This window comes from Streptomyces sp. CA-111067 (assembly GCF_050956065.1).
Lineage (GTDB): Bacteria > Actinomycetota > Actinomycetes > Streptomycetales > Streptomycetaceae > Actinacidiphila.
Map to the genome: position 1 here is coordinate 3,802,225 of NZ_CP192103.1, position 20,441 is coordinate 3,822,665.

Genomic DNA, 20,441 nt, shown 5'->3' on the forward strand with positions numbered 1-20,441 from the left:
CACCACGGGAGGAGGGCGGGTTTGCCCACGGCCGCAACCGGGGAGTGCGCGGATGGTGTCGTATCAGGGTGAAAGCGGCGGCCTCGGGGGGCCGCCGCGCTTGCGGAGGAGCAGGAGGGTCATGAGCGGGGTGTTTCGTACGGGGGCCGCGGTCGCGGTCTGCGCGGCGGTGGTCGCCGCCGGCGGGATCGCGGTCACCGGAGGTTCCGCGCAGGCGGCGCCGGACGGTACGGGGCCGGCCGTCGCCGTGCCCGCGTCCGTCCCGGCCGCGGTGGGCGGCGCCGCGTGGCTGGGGGCGGCGCCCGCGTCGCAGCGGCTCACCGTGCAGGTGTGGCTCACCCCGGACGCCGGCCGGGCCGCCGCGTTCGCCGACGCCGTGTCCACCCCGGGCAGCCCCGCACTCCACCACTACCTCAGCCCGGACGCGTACGCCGCCCGGTTCGGCCCCTCCGCCGCGCAGGCCGGTGCGGTGACGTCATGGCTGGCCGGCCGGGGGCTGACGGAGGTGCACGTCGCCGCCGGCCGCGACTACGTGTCGGCGACCGGGCCGGTGCGGGCGGTCGAGTCGGCCTTCCAGGTGCGGATCGGCCGCTACCGGGCCGGGGCCGCGGCGCGCGCGACGGCCGGCCGGTCGCAGGAGTTCACGTCGAACGACCGCGCGGTGTCGGTGCCGGCCGCGCTGGCGCCCGACGTGCTCGGGGTGACGGGCCTGAGCAGCGCGCCCGGCACAGCCCGGAGCACGGCGACGACCCGGCCGGCGGCCAAGCCGGCCACCTGCTCCGCGTACTGGGCGCAGCACGTGCACGCCCTGCGCCCCGCCTACCAGGGGCTCACCCGGGCCGCGCTGCCGGTCTGCGGCTACTCCGCCGCCCAACTGCGCGCCGCGTACGGGGCGAACTGGCGGGACGCCGGCAAGGGCCAGACCGTGGCGCTCACCGAGGACGAGTCGCCGACCGCGATGTTCCGCACGCTCACGGCGTACGCCCGCAGCAACCACCTCCCCCTCCCGAAGCCCTCCCAGTTCCGGCAGGTCAAGGCCGGGACCGCGTCCTGCAAGACGTCCTCGGCGGAAGGAGCCCGCGCGGCCCAGTCACCCCCCGTCGACGTCGAGGCGGAGATGGACTCCGAGGCCGTGTACGCCATGGCGCCGGCCGCGAACCAGGTGATGGTGGTGGGCAGCGGCTGCGACGAGGACCAGGCGCTGCTGAACGCGGTCTCCGCCGTCCTCGCCGGTGACGGCCACCGGCCGCTCGCCTCGATCGCGTCCAACTCGTGGCAGATCCCGATCGGGATGGTCTCGCCGAAGATCGTGCACGCCCTCGATGTGCGCGCCGCCGCCGAGGGCGTCGGCCTGTACTTCGCCTCCGGCGACACCACCGGCCTGACGGTCACGGCCTCCGACCCGTACGCGCTGACGGTCGGCGGCACCACGCTCGGCATCGGGCCCGCAGGGAAGCGGCTGTTCGAGACCGGCTGGTCGAGCGACTCCGGCTCGCTCGACGGCGGCAAGTGGACCGACATCGGCATCAGCGGGGGCGGCGGGGGCGTCAGCGACGTCTACCGGCAGCCGTCGTACCAGAAGGGCGTCGTCCCGGCGTCGATGGCGAAGGTCACGGTGGGCGGCAAGACGGTGCTCGGCCGTACGGTGCCCGACATCGCCGCCGCCGCGGACCCCGACACCGGCATGCTGACCGGCTACACCGACACCGACGAGAACGGGAAGCCCGGCCCTTACCGCACGGTCTCCAGCGCCGGCACCAGCCTGGCCACCCCGCTGGTCGCGGGCCTGGTCGCGGACGCCCAGCAGGGCCGGAAGTCCCCGTTCGGCTTCGTCAACCCGCTGCTCTACAGCGCGGCCCGCACCCACGCGTTCCACGACGCGCTGCCGATCAGCAAGTCCGCCCCGCAGCAGGACCGCGCCGCCTACATCGCCCCCGACGAGACCTTCACCGACCCGGGCGTCGACGTCTTCGACACCCACCGCCGCCCGGACACCGACCAGGTGACGACGAGGGGCTACGACACGACGACCGGCCTCGGCACCCCCAACGGCCCGGCGTTCCTCGCGGCCCTGCGCCGCTGCCGCTGATCCCCGCCCACGGCGTGCCGGAACGCGCGCCGCTCACGGCGCCGGCGGCAGGTCCATCAGCGCGAGCTTGGCCGGGTCGGTCAGCGCTGTGATCTCGGTGATCCGGGTGGCGGTGACGGTGAATGCCAGGACCGAGAGCGGGGAGCCGTCCGCGCGCCAGGAGATCACGGCGGGGCGGGTGCCCAGCAGGGCCGGGCGGCCGTGGACGGCCGCGCTCGCGCCCAGCTGCGCGCTCGCGGCGACCCGGGTGGCGCCGAGGGTGACGACCTCGCCGGCCGGGGTGTCGACGGTCAGCCGTACCTCGGGGTCGAGCACCCGCAGCAGCGCCTCGAAGTCGCCGCCGTGCGCGGCGGCCAGGAACGCGTCGACCACCTTGCGCTGCTCGCGCCCGGCCCCGGCCGGCTGCTCGGCGGTCCGCACCTTCCGGCGGGCCCGGCTGGCCAGCATCTTGGCGGCGGCGGTGGACTTGCCGAGGATCTGCCCGATCTCCTCGAACGGCACCGCGAACAGGTCGTGCAGCACGAACGCCAGCCGCTCGCCGGGCCCGAGCGAATCGAGCACGACCAGGAGCGCGAGGCCGACCGAGTCGGCGAGCGCCACGTCGTCCTCGGGGGCGGGCGCGGTGCCGGCGGCCACCACGAGCTCGGGCAGCCGGTCGTCGTAGGACGCCTCGGGGCGGGTGGCCCGGGAGCGCAGCACGTCCAGGCTGATCCGGCCGACGACGGTGGTCAGCCAGCCGGCCAGGTTGTGGATGGTCGCGGTGTCCTGCCGGGACAGCCGCAGCCAGGCGTCCTGGACCACGTCCTCGGCGTCGGCGTGCGAGCCGAGCATGCGGTACGCGACCGCGCGCAGCCGGTCGCGCTCTGACTCGAACGCGCCGGCCACCGGGTCCGTCGGGCTGCTGTCGGACATCTTGTTACCTTCCTCGGTTCCGCTCCGTCATGAGGATGACGGGCCCGGAAGGGCAGAGGTAACCGCTGAAGGAGCAGGACCGATGGAAGCACGTATGAAGAACGCGACGAGCCCCGACGTGATGACGGCGGTCCGCCACCTGCACAAGGCGATCGGCGCGGGGGGCGTGGACCCGCGGCTGCTGAGCCTGCTGCACCTGCGCACCAGCCAGATCAACGACTGCGCGCCGTGCGTCTTCTCCAGCATCATGACGGCGAAGAAGGCCGGTGAGACCGACGAGCGGCTGCACCACGTGGCCGTCTGGCGGGAGACCCCCTTCTTCACCGAGGAGGAGCGCGCCGCCCTCGCCCTGGCCGAGGCGGCCACCCGCCTCCAGGACGGCGCCCCGGGCGTCACCGACGAGATCTGGGACGCCGCGGCCGACCACTTCACCGAGGACCAGCTGTCCTCGATCATCCTGGAGATAGCGACGACCAACTTCTTCAACCGGATCAACCGCACGATCCGCGAGCAGGCCGGCAAGACCTGGTGAACCCTCCCGCGGGTGCGCCGCCGGCGACCAGCAGCCGTCCGCCCGGCGGCGCACCCCGCGGGCCCGAGGTCAGCTGCTGATCGCCGGGGCCTGGCGCACGTAGGCCGGGTCGGTCACCTGGGCGAGCAGGAAGGCGGCCATGTCCGCGCGGCTGGTGGACAGGCCCACCACGCCGTGGCCGTAGTGGCCAACCTTGATGTCGCCGGTGGCCGGGCCGTCGTTGAGCTTGGCGACCCGCACCAGCGTCCAGTCCAGGTCGCAGGCCCTGACCGCCTCCGCCGCCGACCGCACCTCCGCGTAGGGGCGGGGAGCGACGGACTTCACCAGCCGGACGAGGGCCTTGACCTTCAGGTCCGGCTTGTCGGCCGGGTCGGGAACGCTGCACGTGGACACGACCACGAGCCGTTTGACGCCGGCGGTGTCCATGGCGGCGATGATCCTGCGGGTGGCGGCGCTCTCCGAGCCGACCCCCTCGATGACGGCGTCGGCGCCGGTCACCGCTTCGAGGATCGCCGCCTCGTCGTCGAGCTGTCCGGCGACCACGGACAGCTCCGGGTGGGAGACGGCGAGCTTGCCGGGGTTGCGGGCGTAGGCCGTGACCGAGTTCCCCAGGTCGAGGGACCGCTGTACGAGCAGCTGCCCCATCCGTCCGGTCGCGCCGAAGATCGTGATCCTCATGGTGGGCGGCACCTTCCTGGCCGAAAACTGAACCACTAAAGATTCTTTACCGGTGAAGGTAGCACGGGTGGGCGGCCGGGGCGGCAACTAGCATGAGCGGCATCATGGATGAGGCGGAGGACCCCCGGACGGCACGCTGCATGGAGGTCCTGTCGGTCATCGGGGACCTGTGGACCCTGGCGATCGTGATGGCGCTGCAGGAGTCGGGCGCGAAGCGCGAGGGGAACGCGGCGGCCACGCGGACCGCGGAGAGCGGGCAGGCCGAGGCGCGCGAGCCGGGGATGCGCTTCAACGAGCTCCAGCGGGCCGTCCCGAAGCTCAACGCGGTCACCCTCACCAACCGGCTGCGCAAGCTGGAGGACGCCGGCGTCGTCAGCCGGGTCGCGGAGTCGCGCGGCAAGCAGTCCACCGTCTACGACCTCACGCCGTTCGGCCGCAAGCTGCTGCCGATCGTCGACGCGGTCCGCACCGTCGCGCTGGACCTGGAGCGCTCGGGTTTCGCCCCCTGAGCCGGCGAGGTTCTGGCTCCCCCTCCATTTTCAACGTATAGCGCAAGGGGGGGCTTGCGGCAAGGGCCCCGGTCTGCCCCAGAATCGGCGGCGGCGGAAGCCGGAGTCGGGTGAACGGGAGTCATGACGATGCGGGTGCTGTTGACGGCGTGGGGATCGCGCGGGGACGTGGAGCCGCTGGCCGGGCTGGCCGCGGCGCTGCGGGCGGCCGGGGCGGAGGCGCGGGTCTGCGTGCCGCCGGACGAGGAGTTCGGGGCGCTGCTCGCCCGGGCCGGGGCGGAGCTGGTGCCGCTCGGGCCGTCGGTGCGCTCGGTGGTCAGCGGGCCCAAGCCCACCGCGAAGGACGCCTTCCGGCTGGCGCCGGAGCTGGTCGCCGCCCGGTTCGCGACGCTGTCGGCGGCGGCCGAGGGCTGCGACGCGCTGGTGGCGACCGGTCTGATGCCGGCCGGCGCGCCGGACGTGGCCGAGAAGCTGGGCATCGGCTACGTCTTCGCCTGCTTCCACATCGCCGGGATGCCGTCCCGGCACTTCCCGCCGGGCGCGCGGCCGGGCCGGCGGTCGCCGGAGGGCGAGACCGACAACCGGGTGCTGTGGCGGCAGGACGGCGAGCGGGTGAACGCCCTGTACGGCGAGGCGCTCAACGCCGGGCGGGCGGCGATCGGCCTGCCGCCGGTCGGAGACGTCCGCGAGCACGTCGTCACCGCCCGGCCGTGGCTGGCGGCGGACCCGGTCCTGTGCCCGGCGCAGGGCATGACCGACCTCGGCCTCGTACAGACCGGGGCGTGGATCCTGCCCGACGACCGTCCGCTCCCCCGGGACCTTGAGGCGTTCCTCGACGCGGGCGCGCCACCGGTCTACGTGGGCTTCGGCAGCATGGCCGCGCACGCACCCGAGGGCATCGCCCGGGTGGCCGTCGAGGCGTGCCGGGCGCTGGGGCGCCGGGTGGTGCTGGCCCGGGGCTGGGCGGGACTCGCCCCGGTGGACGACGGCGACGACTGCCTGGCCGTCGGCGAGGTCAACCAGCAAGCGCTGTTCGGGCGGGTGGCGGCCGTCGTGCACCACGGCGGCGCGGGCACCACGACGACGGCCGCCGTGGCGGGCGCGCCTCAGGTGGTGGTGCCGCTGATCGCCGACCAGCCGTACTGGGCCGGCCGGGTGGCGGCGCTGGGCATCGGCGCGGCCCACGACGGCCGGACCCCGACCTTCGCGTCGCTGTCCGCCGCGCTGGCCGCCGCCCTGGCGCCGCAGGCCGGGACGCGGGCGCGGGCCGTGGCCGGCACGATCCGCACCGACGGGGCCGCGGTGGCCGCGAAGCTGCTGCTCGAAGCCGGCCGGGCGCCTCGGTAGCACCCGGCCGGCTCAGCGGAGACCGCTCAGCGGCGCTTGCTCAGCGGCGCTCGCCGCTCGGCAGCGCTCGCTCAGCGGCGGCGGCTAGCCGAACACCTCCATCTCGTAGAGCGAGTAGCCCCATTGGCCGGACAGCTGGCTGCCCTGCATGCGGATGTATCTGGCCTGGCCGCTGATGGGGATCTTCTCGGTGCCTCCCGAGGCGTTGGTCTTCGAGTACAGGTCGTGCCAGGTGGAGCCGTCCGTGGAGCCCTGGATCCTGTAGGACTTCGCGTACGACTCCTCCCACAGCAGGTCCACCTCGGAGAGGTTGTACGTGCTGCCGAGGTCCACCTGGATCCAGCTGTTGGCGTCCTGGCTCGCGCTCCACCGGGTGGAGAGGTCGCCGTCGAACGCCTTGGCCGCGGACTGGTCGGCGCTCGACTGCGACGAGGCCGAAGCCGGCTTGCCCTGGGCGAGGTTGGCCTTCGGGGCGCTCATGGTGAGGTTGACGGTGACGGTCTTGCCCGCCTGGAGCGGCAGCACCCGCGCGATGTTGCCCAGCGGGGAGCTCTGGACGGTCACGCCGTCCCCGGTGATCGAGGAGATGCCGGAGCGCTGGATCAGCGTCAGGTTCTGGTCGATCTTCGAGGTGAGCGTCACCTTCGCGGTGTGCGCGCCCATGTCCCAGGCCAGGTCGTTGATGGTGAACTGGCCCTTGCCGAGCATGCCCTTGATGTCGCCCTTGTCCAGGCCCTTGGGCAGCGCCGGCAGCAGTTCGAGCGTGCCCGGCTGGGTGGCGGCCAGCATCTCCATCATCACCGTGGGCACGGAGTTGACCACGTCCGTGGCGAACGTGTTGTGGTTGTTGTAGTGGGAGGTGGCCATGCTGCTGTAGTAGTAGTCGTCCTTGGCGAACCGCAGCAGCTTCGCGCCGACGGAGTCGGCCTGGTTGAGGTCGGCGGCGATCAACGCGCCGTGCAGCAGCCCGTGTCCGGCGTTCTCGTAGGAGCCCTGGTCCTTCTTCTGCAGGAACACCTGGGCGGCCTTGAACTGCGCCGGGTTCTTCTCCGGGGTGATCTCGCGGTAGGGCCAGACCGGCATCAGGCCGCTGGAGTGCCGGTGCTGGTAGTTGTTCTTGTTCTCCAGGTCCGGCCAGGCCCACTCGGCCAGCGCGCCGTCGTTGTTGATCAGGTACGGCGGCAGGTTGTCCAGCTTCTCCTGCCAGACCGGGATCTTGTCGGCGTCCCGGCCGAGCGTCTTGGCGGTCTGGATCAGCGTGGTGAGCGCGAACTTGGCGCCGGAGATGTCGTAGACCGAGTTCACGGCCAGCGGCACCCCGCCGGGCGGGGTGTTCTCCGGGGAGATCGAACCGGCGAAGATGTACTTGCCGTTGGCGTCCTTCTTGGTGAGGAAGTCCTCGTAGAAGTCGCCCATGTCCCGGATCAGCGGGTAGTACTGGTCGGCGAGGAAGGTCTTGTCCCCGGAGACCTCGTAGTACTCCCAGAACGGTTCGAGCAGCCAGGACTCGCCGCCGGTGACGTACTGGTACGGGTAGTCGAAGTTGATGTTCGAGATCAGCCCCTCGCCGTTGGGGGTGTTGCCGCCGGTCAGCATGCCCCTGGTGCCGAGCAGCTTCTTGGCGTTGGTCTCGAAGTCCTTCTGCCACTGCTTGTTGAGCCAGAAGTAACCGGCCATCGCCTCCGGCATGTTGCCGATGTTGCCGCTGGAGATCTGCAGGTTGAGGTTGGCGTCCAGATGGTAGTAGCCGTCCCAGCCGACGTTGCTGTCACCGGTCCAGTTGCCGAGCAGGTCCGGTGCCTCGGTCGGTCCGCTGGAGCCGAGCAGGTGGTAGCGGCCGGCGTAGAACATCCGCTCGTAGAGCGCGGGGATCGGCGTCGAGGAGTTCTTCTGCTCGGCGAGCAGCTCCTCGGTGGACTTGGCGCGGTCGGCGGGGGTGGCGCCGAAGTCGATCGAGACCCGGCCGAAGATCGCGCTGTGCGCGCTGGTGTGCCGGTTCAGCAGCGTCTGGTAGTCGGTGCTGAGGCCGCCGAGCTTCTGCTGGAGCAGGTTCTTGCTCCACTCCTGCTCGGCCGGGACACCGCCGTTGTACGTGCCGTTGTAGCGCTGGGTCAGTGACAGCAGCAGGACGTAACTGGCGTTCGCCACCGTCACCTTGCCGTTGCTGATCGTCTTGGTGCCGTCGGTGACGATCCTGGTGACGCCCTCGTAGCCGGCGTTGTAGCTGCCGCTGGGGTACTTGGCGCGCAGGTTCAGGTAGTCGGTGGTGGAGTTGTCGGTGGTGGTGACGCCCTTGTTGAGCAGGTTCATCGCCGGGTCGATGGACAGGCCCAGCGTCATGGTCTCCTTCTGGCCGGACGGTGCCGCCTGGTACTGGACGGTGGCGCCGTCGGTGCGGGAGACGAACGAGTCGCGCTCCCAACCGCCCTTGTTGTCGCTCCAGTTGACCTTGACCACGCCGTTGGCGTAGTCCGTGGAGCGGACGTAGTTGCTGACCGGCCCGGCGTCCGGCATCTGGATGCTCATCTTGTAGCCGGGGTGCTTGCTGCCCTCGCCGCCGCCCTGGTAGCCCTGCACGTCGGCGGCCAGCTGGTTGGCGTCCTGGTAGTCGTCCGCGATCAGGTCGTCGCGGATCTTGTTGATGTTGTCCTGGCTGACGGTGTTGAAGGTCCGGTGCGGATGGGCCTCCGTCCGCGCCATGAAGAAGTCCTTGTCGTCGAAGACGACGGTGTCGTCGCGCGGATTGCCGAAGACGATGATGCCCTGCTTGCCGTTGCCGGCCAGCAGTCCGTCCTGCCAGTCGCCGTACGACGTCGGGTACGTGGTCGAGGGCGCGACGGTGGCCGAGCCGGCGGCGCCGGGCGGAGTGCTGCCCGAGCTGCCGTAGACCGCGAACTCGTAGAGCGAGTAGCCGTACTGGGTGGCCGGCGTGACGCCCTGCATCCGCACGTAGCGCGCGGCCCTGTTGACGTTGACGGTCTCGGTGCCGCCCTGCCCCGTCGTGGTGGAGAAGGCGTCCGTCCAGCTGGAGGAGTTGTCGGACACCTGGATCTTGTACGCCTTGGCGTACGCGGCCTCCCACGACAGCACGGCCGTGGTGACGTTGTACTCCGCGCCCAGATCGACGTAGATCCAGGCGTTGTTGTCGTTGCTGTGGTCGCTGGACCAGCGCGAGGACGTGTTGCCGTCGATCGCGTTGGCGGCGGTGAACGTGCCGTCCTGGTAGGACGCGACGGCCTTGGCGTTCGCGCCCCGCGCCAGGTTCACCGGCGCGTCGGCGGCCGGCTGCGCCGCGTTGGCCTGCAGCGCGACGGCGACCAGCAGCATGACGGCCACCGCGACGCCGAGCAGCTTCCTGCCGACGGCGGCGGGTGAGGTCGCGGGTGAGGGTGGGCGGGCGGTGCGGGATGAGGGTGGGCGGTTCGTGCCCTGGTTCATGTGGGGGGTCCCTTTCTCAGGTCTGCTCAGGTCTTCTCAGGTCTTCTCAGGTCGGAACCACGCCTGGCAACGTTGTCAGCCGGGTCGCTCGTCCTCAGCCGCCGCTGGTGACGCGGACGGAGGAGATGGCGTCGTTGTTGCCGGTCGCGGTCAGGTTCGGGGTGTCGCTGGTGAAGGTCCACTTGGTGCCGCTGAAGCCCGCGTCCGCGTAGGCGGTGACGGTCAGGCCGGCCGGCACCCGCAGGGAGGAGACGCTGTCGTTGGCGATGCCGGCGGCCTGGAGCTGCGGCAGGTCGTAGCTGCCGGCCGGCAGGGTCGCCGACGGGCCGGAGTAGTTGGCGTCGCCGTACAGGACCGCGGCGCCGGTGCCGGCCGTGGTGGGGGTGCCGTAGACCTCGAACTCGTAGAGCGAGTAGCCGTACTGGGTGGCCGGCGTGACGCCCTGCATCCGCACGTACCGGGCCGCCTTGTTGACGTTCACGGTCTCGGTACCGCCGAGGCCGGTCGTCGTGGAGTAGGCGTCGGTCCAGTGCGAGGCGTCGTCCGACACCTGGATCTTGTAGCCCTTGGCGTACGCCGCCTCCCACGACAGCACGGCCGTGGTGACGTTGTACTCACCGCCGAGGTCCACGTAGATCCACGCGTTGGGATCGTTGCTGTGGTCGCTCGACCAGCGCGAGGACGCGTTGCCGTCGATCGCGTTGGCGGCGGTGAACGTGCCGTCCTGGTAGGACGCGACGGCCTTGGCGTCGGGGTTCGCCGACAGGTTCACCGGGGTGCCGGCCGGCGGCGCGGGCGGGTTGGGGACGGTCTGGCCGGCCGGCGGCCAGAGGGTGAAGGTGTTGGTGCCGCTGTGCGCGGCGGCGAACGGACCGGCCATGGTGTTGCTGCTCGCGACCTGCTGGCCGAAGAAGTCCGTGGTCACGTCGGCCTGGATGCTCTGGTTGGCCAGCGGCATCTTGCCGACCCTGGCCTGGGTGACCGGGGTGTTGCCCTGGATGCCGGACGCGTCGAGGTCGAAGCTCAGCGACAGCCCGCTGGTGGTCGCCGTGGAGTGCAGGTTGGAGACCGTGCCGGTGGAGTTGCCCTCCTTGACCTCGGTCTTGTCGGTGGCGTTGTCGGGCAGCACCGAGCCCTGGACCAGGTTGTTGTACCAGAAGAACTTCTCCGGCGAGGTGAGCGCGGTGGTCTCGTTCATCGTGCCCGGCTGGAAGTAGTACGCGTCCCGGCCGCTGCCGTCGTTGTGGATGTTCCCGTTGTCCACGAAGAGGTTGTTGGCGAAGACGACACCGGTGGCGTCCAGCGTCCTGATGTCGCTGTTGCCGATGAAGACGTTGTTGTCCACCAGCACCGGGCCGAACACGGCCTCCGCGTAGTAGCCCCACGGGCTGTTCATCACGATGTTGCCGGTGATCCGGACGTTCTGGCTGCCCCAGTCGGTCCAGATGCCCGCGGAGTTGCCGCCCTTGGAGTTCTTGACGTAATTGCCCTTGATCAGGCCCTCGTTCATGTAGTGGACCTTGATCGGGGCGGTCTCCGCGCCGCTGAACTCGTTGCGGTAGTTGGTGTCCTCGATCCGGTTGTAGAGGATCTGCGAGTGCCAGGAGAAGACGCCCGCGATGCCCGACTGGCCGCATCTGGCGATGTAGTTGTTGCGCACGATGTGCGAGCCGTACGCGCTGGTGTTGTGGAAGTCGGTGCGCGGTGTGCCCGGACGGTTGCCGGCCCAGGTGTCGTTGCTCAGGCCGATGTCGATGCCGATGGTGCGGGCGTTGAGCACGATGTTGTTCTCGATGATCCACTTCAGCCCGCCGTAGACGCTGATCGCGCCCGCCTGCCGGCGGTCCGGGCTGTCGGGGAAGTCCGAGTAGGTGTTGGCCGCCTGCTTGATCGTCAGGCCGTTGACCGTGATGTAGCCGAGGCCCCACACGTCGGGCGCGAAGACCTGCCGGCGGACGTTGATCTCGGCGAGCCGCGCGTTGGGGTCGGCGCCGTTGAAGTTGGCCCAGATGGTGGTGCTGGACGAACCGACCTCGGAGTACCAGGAGTCGGCCGCGCTCTGCACGGTGCTCAGCGCCGGCTTCTCGTAGTACGCGGTCTCGTCGAGGTAGACGTCACCGGCGGTGTAGCCGGCGAAGGTGCCGCCGCCCCCGCCGTTCGGCTGGCCCTGGGCGTACGGGTTCCAGTCGCCGAAGTAGCTGTTGGGGAGGGTGACGCTCCAGACGTTTCCGGTGCCGTGCGTCCAGGAGTTGACCTCCTCCGAGCCCTTGATCGTCACCTCGCCGTCGCCGGCGTTGGTGTACGTGATCCGGTGCGACTCGTCGGTGCCGCCGCGGGCCGGCTTGACCGTCTCGCGGTACAGCCCGGAGTGCACCATGACGGTGTCGCCCGGCTGCGCCTCCTGGGCGGCGTGGTTGATCGTCAGATACGGCGACGCCTGGGTGCCGGCGTTGCTGTCGCTGCCGTTCTTGGCGACATGGATGACGCGCGGGGCCGCCGCGGCGGCCTGCGCGGTGATCGCCGGTACGGCGATCGACACGAGCGCGAAGACGCCGGCGAGGGCGCAGAGCGCTTTGATCCGTGGGCCGGCGCGCCAGGGCCGCCAGCGGTTTTTAAGTTTCATTATTAATCTATGCAACTTTCTCTGGTGATCTGCCCGCAACAAGTGGCGGCGGTTCGTGCACGGTACCGGCGGCCCGCGCCCGCGACAAGAGATCCGACAGAGGGTACGTGGCGGCCCGTTCGGCGGACGGGCTTACGCGCGCGCCGCGACCTGCGGGCCGTGCCCGGGCGCGACCGACCCCTGGAGCACCAGGGCGGCGCCGCCGATCGCCGCCGCGTCCCGCGGGTTGCTCGACAGGTCCACCCGCACGCCGTGCATGTCCCGGGTGAACGCCTGCCGGGCCAGCCGGCGGCGGATCTCCGTCACGTAGATCGACCCGGCGACGGCGAAACCGGGCCCGGCCAGCACCAGCGTGTCCAGGTCCCACAGGTTCGCCAGCGTCACCGCGCCCTCCGCGAGCAGCGCCGCCGACTCGTCGACCAGCGCCCGGGCGTCCTCGTCACCGTAGATCGCGGCCCGCGCGAGCACGTCGAAGGCCCGGTCGTCGGGGTCCTCGGAGCGGATCCGCAGCCGGTCCGCCAGACCGGGTACGGCCCTGGCCCGTCCGACCAGCACCCGCGGAGCGGCGTACTGCTCCAGGCAGCCCCGGTTGCCGCAGTAGCAGGGCTCGCCGTCCCGGACCACCGCGATATGGCCGATCTTGCCCGCGTTCGAGCTGGCGCCGCGGTGCAGCGCGCCGTCCAGCACGACGCCGGAGCCGATGCCGGAGTTCATGTAGAGGCAGCCGAAGGTGCGCTCCCGGGAGACCTGCCGGCCCCAGAACTCCCCGACGGCCGCCGCCGCGGAGTCGCTGTCGACCAGCACCGGCACGCCGAGCCTGCTGGTCAGGGCGTCGGCGAGGTCGAGCCCCGCCTGCGGCAGCAGCCCGGCCGGGGCGAGGAAGCCGCCGCGGACGACGTCGACCGGGCCCGGGCCGACGACGGCCATCCCGGCCACGCTCTGCGGCGGCAGCCCGAGCCCGTCGGTGACATCGCGGTACAGCGCCGCCAGCCGCGCGACCACCTCGGCCGGCCGGCCGTCGGCGGGCCCGGCGACCAGCTGCCGGCCCACGGTGCCGCCGCGGGTGTCGGTGACCACGCAGGTCAGGGTGTCGGCGCCCATGTGGATGCCGACGCCGTACGCGGCACGGGAGTTGATCACGAGCATGGTCCGCGGCTTGCCGCGGGTGGCCACCGTGTCGCCGGTCTCGCGGACGACGCCGTCGTCGATCAGCCGGCGGACGATGTTGGAGATCGTCGGCTGCGTCAGCCCGGTGACCTTGACCAGCTCCACCCGGCTGATCGGTCCCGAGGACCGGATGAGGTCAACGATGAGCGCCCGGCTGCCGGGTCCCGCAGCCGCCGACTCCCGTCGGGCCACGCTCGACCACCTCTCTTCTCGCCGTACGCTGTCGCACGGCTACGTTACGGGGACGAGGTTAATCGACCAGGAGGAAACCATGGCCGCGGCACCTGCCGGCCCCGGGCCGGACGCGCAGCCCGGCACGCAGCAGAGCCCGCAGCCGGGCACGCCGGTCGGACTCGCGCTGGTGAGGGACGCCGAGGTGCTCGGCACCGAGCCGTTCTTCCACGAGTTCATCGCCGGGATGGAACGCGTCCTGGTGCCGCTCGGGGTGCCGGTGCTGCTCCAGGTGGTCGCCACCGTGGCGCAGGCGTGCGAGCGGATGCGGGCCTGGGCGCGGCACGGCCAGGTGCAGGGGCTGATCCTGATCGACCTGCTGCCCGGCGACGAACGGGTCGCGCTGGTCAAGGAGTTGGGGCTGCCGAGCGTCGTCATCGGCGACCCGGTGACGGCCGGCGGGCTGCCCGCGGTGTGGACGCAGGACGACGTGGCCATGGCCGATGTCGTCGCCGAACTGGTCGCGGCCGGCCACGCGCACCTGGGCCACGTCGGCGGCCCGGCGCAGATGGCGCACACGATCATCAGGCGGCGCACCTTCGAGGCGGTCGCGGCCGAGCACGGGGTGCGCACCACGACGTTCGACGGCGACTACTCCGAGGCCGCCGGCGTGCGGGCCATCGCCGCGGTCGCCGCCGCCGCGGCCGCCGACCGGCCCACCGCGCTGGTCTTCGACAACGACGTGATGGCGCTCGGCGCGCTGCACGAGGCGGGCCGCCGCGGCCTCGCCGTCCCGGCCGACCTGTCCCTGGTGGCCTGGGACGACTCGGCGCTGTGCCAGCTCGCGGTGCCGCCGGTCAGCGCGGTCAGCCACGACGTGCAGGAGCTCGGCGAGCTGGCCGGGAACACGCTGGCGGAGGCGCTGACGGGGGCCGAGGTGCGTACCGTCAAGGCCGCGCCGGCCCGGCTGGTGGTCCGCGGCACGCTGTAGCCGGGGGCGCGCCGGGCGGCCGGTCGGGGTGGCGCGGCGGGGGCCGCGCGGACTGCCGCATCGTTCGCGCATCTCTTTCATAGATTACTAATCTTACTTATTGACTTCCGTTGACTGCTCCTGGACGCTGTGTCCCGTTCGAGCACGTTCCGAGCAAAGGAAAGCTCTATGGACCACCGCATCAGCCCGCGGGCCGTGCGCGTCGTGGCCGCATCCGTCGTCAGCGCCCTCTCCCTCGTCCTGGGCGGCTGCGGCACCGGCGGCGACTCGGCGAACGGCAGCGGCGGCAGCGACTCGATCGACGTCGTCACCCGCTGGGACGCGGGCAACACCGCCCGCGCCGCCCAGGACCAGGTCTTCAAGGACTTCACCAAGGCCACCGGCGTCAAGGTCAACTCCACCGACGGCCTGGAGACCATCGACGACCAGGTGGAGAACGCCGTCGCCGCCGGCAAGTCGCCCGACGTGGTGATCGTCAACCTCTACGACAAGACGCTGGGCTGGCTGGACGCCGGCGTCACCGTCCCGGTCGACGGCTACCTCAAGGACTGGGGCCTGGCGGGCAGGATGAAGCCGGCCGCGCTCGACGAGTGGCGGGTCGGCGGCAAGTCCGGCGGCAAGCTGCAGGGCCTGCCGTTCTCCGGCTTCAGCTGGCCGGTCTGGTACAACACCGACCTGCTCAAGCAGGCCGGCGTCGACAAGGTGCCGACCACCACCGACGAGCTGATCGACACCTCGAAGAAGCTGCGGGCCAAGCACATACAGCCGCTCACCGTCGGCGGCAACGACTGGACCGGGCAGAAGCTCTTCTACCAGATCGCCGAGTCCTACACGGACGCGCCGACCATGGAGAAGGTCATGCAGAGCGGCGGCTACTGCGCCAACCCGTCCGTCATGAAGGGCATCGGCCTCTTCACCCAGCTGCGGGACGCCGGCGTCTTCACCGACAACGCGGCCGGCCTGAACGCCGACGCGATGTACGCCGCGTACTACTCCGGCAAGGCCGCGATGATGTCGGCCGGCTCCTGGGCGTACACCGACGCGAAGAAGTCCGGCACCGGCGTGGAGAAGCACACCGCGCTCGGCGGCCTGCCGCTGCCGGCCGGCTCCGTGTACCAGCAGCCCACCGCGCTCCAGGGCTTCACCGGCGTCGGCTTCATGATCACCAAGCGCGGCGCGTCCAAGGACCGGATCGACAACGTGCGGAAGTTCATCACGTCCTTCTACAAGGACCCGACGGTCGGCTCCTTCGTCAAGGACGCCAGCATCCTGCCGCCGACCACCGGCGACTTCTCGAAGTACGCCACCGACCCGCTGCTCTCGCAGTCGCTCACCCTCGACGGCAAGGTCGACTACGCCGTGGTCCCCGACGTGTGGATCGGCTCCGCCTCCGACCCGATCATCCAGGTGCTGACCGGGGCGTACGGCAAGTCGTCGGCCGCCAAGATCTGCGCCGGCCTCGACAAGGCCACCAAGGGCTGAGCCCCGCGGGTCCCGGCGGGGGCCGCCCTGACCCGGGCGGCCCCCGCTCCGCTGCGGCGGTCCCTACTCCCTGCCCCAGAACGCCACTTGCCGAAAGAAGCGCATGATGTCATCGACCAGCACGCTGCCGGCCGGCGCCCGCGCCGCGCAGCCGGCTGCCGCCGCTCCCGTCAGACGAAGGCGCGGCGGCAGCGCCCTGCACTCGCCGCGGCTGCTGTGGCTGACGGTCCCGTCCCTGGTGTGGTTCGCCGTCTTCTCGGTCGGCCCGCTGGTCGCGATGTTCGTCATCGCGACGCTGAGGTGGAAGGGGCTGATCTACGACCCCAGTTACGTCGGCACGCAGAACATCCGGCACGTCTTCACCGACCCGGTGTTCCACGACGCGCTGCGCAACAGCGCCATCCAGGTCGCCGTCGTGATCCCGGTGATGATCCCGCTGGCCTTCATGCTCGGCTACCACCTGAGCACCAGGCCGCGCGGCTACCGGGTGCTGTCGGTGCTGTACTTCTCCCCCGGTCTGATCTCGATCTCCATCACCGGGATGATCTTCTACGGGGTGCTGTCCCCGAACGGCGGCGCCAACGGTCTGCTGAGCGCGGTCGGCCTCGACTCGCTGGTCAAGCCGTGGCTCGCCGACCCCGGCACCGCGCTGTTCAGCCTGATCGCCATCGACCTGTGGCGCGGTGTCGGCTGGACCGCGGTGCTCTTCGCCGCCCGGCTGTCCAGCCTGCCCGCCGAGGTCACCGAGGCGGCCCGGCTGGACGGCGCCGGCCGGTTCCGGATCATGTGGCAGATCGCGTTCCCGATGGTCAAGGAGTACGTCAGGACGCTGACGATGCTCCAGTTCCTGTGGACGCTGTTCACCTCCGCCGCGCTGATCCTGCTGCTCACCAAGGGCGGCCCCGGCACCTCGTCCACCACGCTGTCCTATCTGGTCTACGAGAAGGCGTTCTCGCAGAGCGACCTCGGCTACAGCCAGGTGGCCGGCGTCGTCCTGCTCATCCTCGGCATCGCCGGGATGCTCCTCATCCGTGTCCTGCTGCGCAGCCCCCTGGAGAAGACCCGATGACCGCCCCGAACCCCGTCCGGGTGCCGCACCGCCCGTCCGCGGGGCGCCGCTCGCGCCGACCGCGCGGGTCGGTCGCCACCGTGCTGTCCTGGCTCTACGCGGCGCTGCTCGCCGCGCCGCTGTACTACCTCGCGGTGAGCGCGCTCAAGACCAACATCGAGATCTTCAACCACCCGTTCGCGCTGCCCGAGCACTGGCTGTGGAAGAACTTCAGCACCGCCTGGCACACCGCCGACCTGGGCACCGCGCTGCTCAACTCGCTGTTCATCTCGGTGGTCGCGATCGCGCTGACGCTGGGCCTGGCGCTGCCGGCCGCCTACGCGCTGGCCCGGCAGGACAACCGGCTCTCCCGGCTGGTCTCGGGCACGTTCGCGGTCGGGTTCCTGATCCCGCCGTTCGCCGCGCTGATCCCCACGGTCGTGCTGGCCATCAAGATGCACCTCTTCTACACCCGCGAGTTCCAGATCCTGTTCCTGCCGGCCAGCGCGCTGCCGCTGTCGGTGCTGCTGCTCACGCAGTTCATGCGGACGGTGCCGCCGGCGCTGGTGGAGTCCGCGGCGATGGACGGCGCGGGGCACTGGCGGGTGCTGGTCAGCGTGTTCATCCCGATCGCGATGCCCGGTGTCGTCAGCGTGACGATCCTGCAACTCCTCACGTTCTGGAACGAGTACCTGTTCTCGCTGACCATCACCGGCACCGCGCCGGACATCCGCACGGCGCAGGTCGCGCTGCCGACGCTGGTCTCGGACTCGACCAACTTCGGGGTGCTCACGGCGGGCACGCTGCTGACGCTGCTGCCGGTGTACTTCGCGTACTCGATCTCCAGCCGCCGGATGCAGGAAGCACTCACCGCAGGGGCGGTCAAGGGATGACACTCACCACACCGGCGGCAACGGCCGCCGCCAGCCGGCTCGACCTCGGCGGGGCATGGGAACTGACCTGGTCCGACGGGCCGCAGGACGCGCCCGAAGGCGTCCGCGGCACCGCCGTGCCCGCGCGGGTGCCGGGCGAGGTGCACACCGCGCTGCTCGCCGCCGGGCTGATCACCGACCCGGACGCCGGGCTCGGCGAGCTCGCGCAGACCTGGGTCGGCCACTCGCAGTGGACCTACCGCCGCCGCTTCACCTGGACGCCGAAGGCCGGCACCAGCACCGACCTGGTGGCCGACGGCCTGGACACGATCGCCGAAGTCCTCGTCAACGGGCGGCACATCGGGGCCGCGAAAGACCAACACCTCACCTATCGCTGGCCCGTTGACGACGCACTGCGGCCCGGCGACAACCTGATCGAGGTGCGCTTCGCCTCGGCCTGGGACGCCGCCCGCGCCCATGAGCGCGCGCACGGACCGCTGCCGAGCCCGTACGACGAGCCGTACCCGCACATCCGCAAGGCCGCGGCGAACTTCGGCTGGGACTGGGGGCCGCACTTCGTCACCACCGGCATCTGGCGCGGCATCCGCCTGGAGACGTACACCGGCCGGATCGAGCACATCAGGCCGCTGGTCACGCTCGCCCCCGACCACAGCGCCGCGCACATCACGGCGCACGTGCGGGCGGAGGCGCCGGTGGGCGCGCACGTGCGGATCGAGCTGACCGACCCGGACGGCGGCCCGGTCGCCTGGGCGACGAGCACGGTCGTGCACGGCGAGGCGGCCGTCACGCTGACCGTCGAGGACCCCGAGCTGTGGTGGCCGATCGGCCTCGGCAGCCAGCCGCGCTACCGGCTGCGGGCCGAACTCATCGCCTCCGGAGCGGAGTTGGACGCCACCGCGGTCCGGGTCGGCCTGCGCAGCGTGGCGGTCGACGAGAGCCCCGACGCGCTCGGCACCCGCTGGGCGCTGGTCGTCAACGGCACGGTGGTGCGGATCCGCGGCTACAACTGGATCCCCGACGACACCCTCGCCAGCCGGGCCACGCCGGAGCGGGTCGCCGCGCGGATCGACCAGGCGGTGGCGGGGAACGCCAACCTGCTGCGGGTGTGGGGCGGCGGCCACTTCGCGACCGAGGAGTTCCTCACCGCGTGCGACGAGCGCGGGGTGCTGGTCTGGCACGACTTCCTGTTCGCCTGCGCCGCCTACAGCGAGGACGAGGAGACGGCCGAACTGGTCACCGCCGAGGCCGAGCAGGCCGTCGCGCGGATGTCGCCGCACCCCAGCCTGGTGCTCTGGTGCGGCGGCAACGAGACGGTGGTCGGCCTGCACCACTGGGGCTGGGCCGACCAGTTGGGCAGCCGCGGCTGGGGCGCGGCCTACTACCTGGACGTGCTGCCGCGGGTGCTGGCCCGGCTCGACCCGACCCGCCCGTACCTGCCCAACTCGCCCTGGTCCGGCACGCTCGAGCGGGACCCGACGGCCGACAGCCACGGCCCGAGCCATCTGTGGGACGCGTGGAACGAGGCGGACTACGCGCACTACCGGGACCACGATCCTTCGTTCGTCTCGGAGATGGGCTGGTGCGGGCCGGCGGCCTGGACCACGCTCGAACGGGTGCTGGACGGCCAGACGCCCGGGCCCGACTCACCGCTCACCCGGCACCACCTGCGCGCGATCGACGGCATGCACAAGCTGACCCGCGGCCTGCAACCGCACGTGCCCACGCCCGGCAGCGGCGCCGACTGGCACTTCGCGACCCAGGTGGTGCAGGCGCGCGCGGTCGCGGCCGGCACGGAGTGGCTGCGGTCGCGGGAGCGGTGCGCCGGGGTGGTGGTGTGGCAGCTCAACGACTGCTGGCCGGCCATCAGTTGGTCGGCCGTGGACAGCGCGGGCATCGAGAAGCCGCTGTGGCACGCGCTGCGCCGCTCGTTCGCGCCCCGGCTGGTCACGGTCCAGCCGGTCACCCCAGGACCGACCCACGATCCGACCGGCCCTGACGGGCTGGTCCTGGCCCTCGTAAACGATTCCGCCGCGGCCTGGCGGCCCGAGGTGGTGATCCGCCGGGTCGGCCTGGACGGCCGCGAGCACGCGCGGGTGCGGATGACGGCGGACTGCCCGGCCGGCGGGCTCCTGCACCTTCCGGTGGACCCGGAGGTCGCCGAACCGGCCGACCCGCACGGCGAGTTGCTGGTGATCGACGCGGACGGCTCGCGAACCACGTGGAGCTACCGCCCCGACCGCGAGCAGACGGCTCCGCGCCCCGAGCACCGGGTGGACCTGACGGTGGCGGACGGCCAACTCCGTCTGGAGGTGACGGCGTTGACGGTCCTGCGCGATGTGTGCGTCTTCGCCGACCGGCTGGCCGGCGAGCTGGACATCCCCCCGGGCGAAATCATGGTCGACGCCGCGATGATCACCCTCCTCCCCGGCGAGCGCCACACGTTCCGCGTCACCCGCCGCACGGGCCCGCCGATCCCGGAGAGGTCAGCGGCGGCGCTGTCGCGCAATCCCCGGCTCCTGGAGGAGGCGGTGAGGTCCTTCGGCGAGGTCAGCCGCTGACCT

14 protein-coding genes are annotated in these 20,441 nt (G+C 71.6%); 9 read left to right on the forward strand and 5 right to left on the reverse strand.

The features are described 5' to 3' along the window. Nucleotides 1–121: 121 nt before the first annotated feature. On the forward strand, nucleotides 122–2,089 hold the full coding sequence (locus ACQPW6_RS16510; protein ID WP_433890401.1) for a S53 family peptidase: 1,968 nt from the start codon (nucleotides 122–124) through the stop codon (nucleotides 2,087–2,089). Between the two features lie 33 nt (nucleotides 2,090–2,122). Here ACQPW6_RS16510 and ACQPW6_RS16515 read toward each other — a convergent pair whose 3' ends face one another. Continuing rightward, nucleotides 2,123–3,001, reverse strand: a complete 879-nt coding sequence (locus tag ACQPW6_RS16515; RefSeq protein WP_433890402.1) for a sigma-70 family RNA polymerase sigma factor — start codon at nucleotides 2,999–3,001, stop codon at nucleotides 2,123–2,125. Between the two features lie 82 nt (nucleotides 3,002–3,083). Between ACQPW6_RS16515 and ACQPW6_RS16520 the strand changes: the two genes are divergently transcribed. Then, nucleotides 3,084–3,533: a carboxymuconolactone decarboxylase family protein gene (locus ACQPW6_RS16520; RefSeq protein ID WP_433890403.1), complete on the forward strand. Its 450-nt coding sequence runs from the start codon at nucleotides 3,084–3,086 to the stop codon at nucleotides 3,531–3,533. Nucleotides 3,534–3,602: 69 nt separating this feature from the next. On the opposite strand, the gene ACQPW6_RS16525 is transcribed toward ACQPW6_RS16520, so the two are convergent. After that, complete coding sequence (locus ACQPW6_RS16525; protein WP_433890404.1) at nucleotides 3,603–4,211, reverse strand: NAD(P)-dependent oxidoreductase; 609 nt, start codon at nucleotides 4,209–4,211, stop codon at nucleotides 3,603–3,605. A gap of 104 nt (nucleotides 4,212–4,315) precedes the next feature. Here ACQPW6_RS16525 and ACQPW6_RS16530 point away from each other — a divergent pair, with 104 nt between their 5' ends. Both ACQPW6_RS16530 and ACQPW6_RS16535 read left to right on the forward strand, forming a co-directional pair. Beyond that, nucleotides 4,316–4,720, forward strand: coding sequence for a winged helix-turn-helix transcriptional regulator (locus ACQPW6_RS16530; protein WP_433890405.1), 405 nt, complete (start codon nucleotides 4,316–4,318; stop codon nucleotides 4,718–4,720). A 129-nt stretch (nucleotides 4,721–4,849) separates the two neighbouring features. Continuing rightward, nucleotides 4,850–6,067, forward strand: a complete 1,218-nt coding sequence (locus ACQPW6_RS16535) for a glycosyltransferase (RefSeq protein ID WP_433894552.1) — start codon at nucleotides 4,850–4,852, stop codon at nucleotides 6,065–6,067. Nucleotides 6,068–6,151: 84 nt separating this feature from the next. Here ACQPW6_RS16535 and ACQPW6_RS16540 read toward each other — a convergent pair whose 3' ends face one another. The 3 genes from ACQPW6_RS16540 to ACQPW6_RS16550 form a co-directional block, all read right to left on the reverse strand. After that, nucleotides 6,152–9,505 (reverse strand): glycosyl hydrolase family 95 catalytic domain-containing protein, encoded by a 3,354-nt coding sequence (locus ACQPW6_RS16540; protein WP_433890406.1) that lies wholly within the window; start codon nucleotides 9,503–9,505, stop codon nucleotides 6,152–6,154. 94 nt (nucleotides 9,506–9,599) lie between these two features. Further along, nucleotides 9,600–12,128 (reverse strand): discoidin domain-containing protein, encoded by a 2,529-nt coding sequence (locus tag ACQPW6_RS16545; RefSeq protein WP_433890407.1) that lies wholly within the window; start codon nucleotides 12,126–12,128, stop codon nucleotides 9,600–9,602. A 132-nt stretch (nucleotides 12,129–12,260) separates the two neighbouring features. After that, nucleotides 12,261–13,487, reverse strand: a complete 1,227-nt coding sequence (locus ACQPW6_RS16550) for an ROK family transcriptional regulator (protein WP_433890408.1) — start codon at nucleotides 13,485–13,487, stop codon at nucleotides 12,261–12,263. Between the two features lie 79 nt (nucleotides 13,488–13,566). On the opposite strand from ACQPW6_RS16550, the gene ACQPW6_RS16555 reads away from it, so the two are divergent. From ACQPW6_RS16555 to ACQPW6_RS16575, 5 genes are all read left to right on the forward strand, one after another. Next, a complete protein-coding gene (locus ACQPW6_RS16555; RefSeq protein ID WP_433890409.1) occupies nucleotides 13,567–14,457 on the forward strand; it encodes a LacI family DNA-binding transcriptional regulator in 891 nt (296 codons plus the stop codon). Between the two features lie 168 nt (nucleotides 14,458–14,625). Next, nucleotides 14,626–15,939, forward strand: coding sequence for an ABC transporter substrate-binding protein (locus tag ACQPW6_RS16560; RefSeq protein WP_433890410.1), 1,314 nt, complete (start codon nucleotides 14,626–14,628; stop codon nucleotides 15,937–15,939). Between the two features lie 106 nt (nucleotides 15,940–16,045). After that, nucleotides 16,046–17,008 carry a carbohydrate ABC transporter permease gene (locus tag ACQPW6_RS16565; RefSeq protein ID WP_433890411.1) on the forward strand — a complete coding sequence of 321 codons (963 nt, stop codon included), beginning with the start codon at nucleotides 16,046–16,048 and terminating at the stop codon, nucleotides 17,006–17,008. Next, nucleotides 17,005–17,880: a carbohydrate ABC transporter permease gene (locus tag ACQPW6_RS16570; RefSeq protein WP_433890412.1), complete on the forward strand. Its 876-nt coding sequence runs from the start codon at nucleotides 17,005–17,007 to the stop codon at nucleotides 17,878–17,880. Before ACQPW6_RS16565 ends, ACQPW6_RS16570 begins: the two co-directional genes overlap by 4 nt. Then, on the forward strand, nucleotides 17,877–20,438 hold the full coding sequence (locus ACQPW6_RS16575; RefSeq protein ID WP_433890413.1) for a glycoside hydrolase family 2 protein: 2,562 nt from the start codon (nucleotides 17,877–17,879) through the stop codon (nucleotides 20,436–20,438). The genes ACQPW6_RS16570 and ACQPW6_RS16575 overlap by 4 nt, the downstream gene beginning before the upstream one ends. Nucleotides 20,439–20,441: the final 3 nt, after the last annotated feature.

Excerpts from the sequence above, each read along its gene's own strand:
- ACQPW6_RS16510 (WP_433890401.1), top strand. The coding sequence starts at position 122 with ATGAGCGGGGTGTTTCGTACGGGGGCCGCGGTCGCGGTCTGCGCGGCG.
- ACQPW6_RS16515 (WP_433890402.1), bottom strand. The coding sequence starts at position 3,001 with ATGTCCGACAGCAGCCCGACGGACCCGGTGGCCGGCGCGTTCGAGTCA.
- ACQPW6_RS16520 (WP_433890403.1), top strand. The coding sequence starts at position 3,084 with ATGGAAGCACGTATGAAGAACGCGACGAGCCCCGACGTGATGACGGCG.
- ACQPW6_RS16525 (WP_433890404.1), bottom strand. The coding sequence starts at position 4,211 with ATGAGGATCACGATCTTCGGCGCGACCGGACGGATGGGGCAGCTGCTC.
- ACQPW6_RS16530 (WP_433890405.1), top strand. The coding sequence starts at position 4,316 with ATGGATGAGGCGGAGGACCCCCGGACGGCACGCTGCATGGAGGTCCTG.
- ACQPW6_RS16535 (WP_433894552.1), top strand. The coding sequence starts at position 4,850 with ATGCGGGTGCTGTTGACGGCGTGGGGATCGCGCGGGGACGTGGAGCCG.
- ACQPW6_RS16540 (WP_433890406.1), bottom strand. The coding sequence starts at position 9,505 with ATGAACCAGGGCACGAACCGCCCACCCTCATCCCGCACCGCCCGCCCA.
- ACQPW6_RS16545 (WP_433890407.1), bottom strand. The coding sequence starts at position 12,128 with ATGAAACTTAAAAACCGCTGGCGGCCCTGGCGCGCCGGCCCACGGATC.
- ACQPW6_RS16555 (WP_433890409.1), top strand. The coding sequence starts at position 13,567 with ATGGCCGCGGCACCTGCCGGCCCCGGGCCGGACGCGCAGCCCGGCACG.
- ACQPW6_RS16560 (WP_433890410.1), top strand. The coding sequence starts at position 14,626 with ATGGACCACCGCATCAGCCCGCGGGCCGTGCGCGTCGTGGCCGCATCC.
- ACQPW6_RS16565 (WP_433890411.1), top strand. The coding sequence starts at position 16,046 with ATGTCATCGACCAGCACGCTGCCGGCCGGCGCCCGCGCCGCGCAGCCG.
- ACQPW6_RS16570 (WP_433890412.1), top strand. The coding sequence starts at position 17,005 with ATGACCGCCCCGAACCCCGTCCGGGTGCCGCACCGCCCGTCCGCGGGG.
- ACQPW6_RS16575 (WP_433890413.1), top strand. The coding sequence starts at position 17,877 with ATGACACTCACCACACCGGCGGCAACGGCCGCCGCCAGCCGGCTCGAC.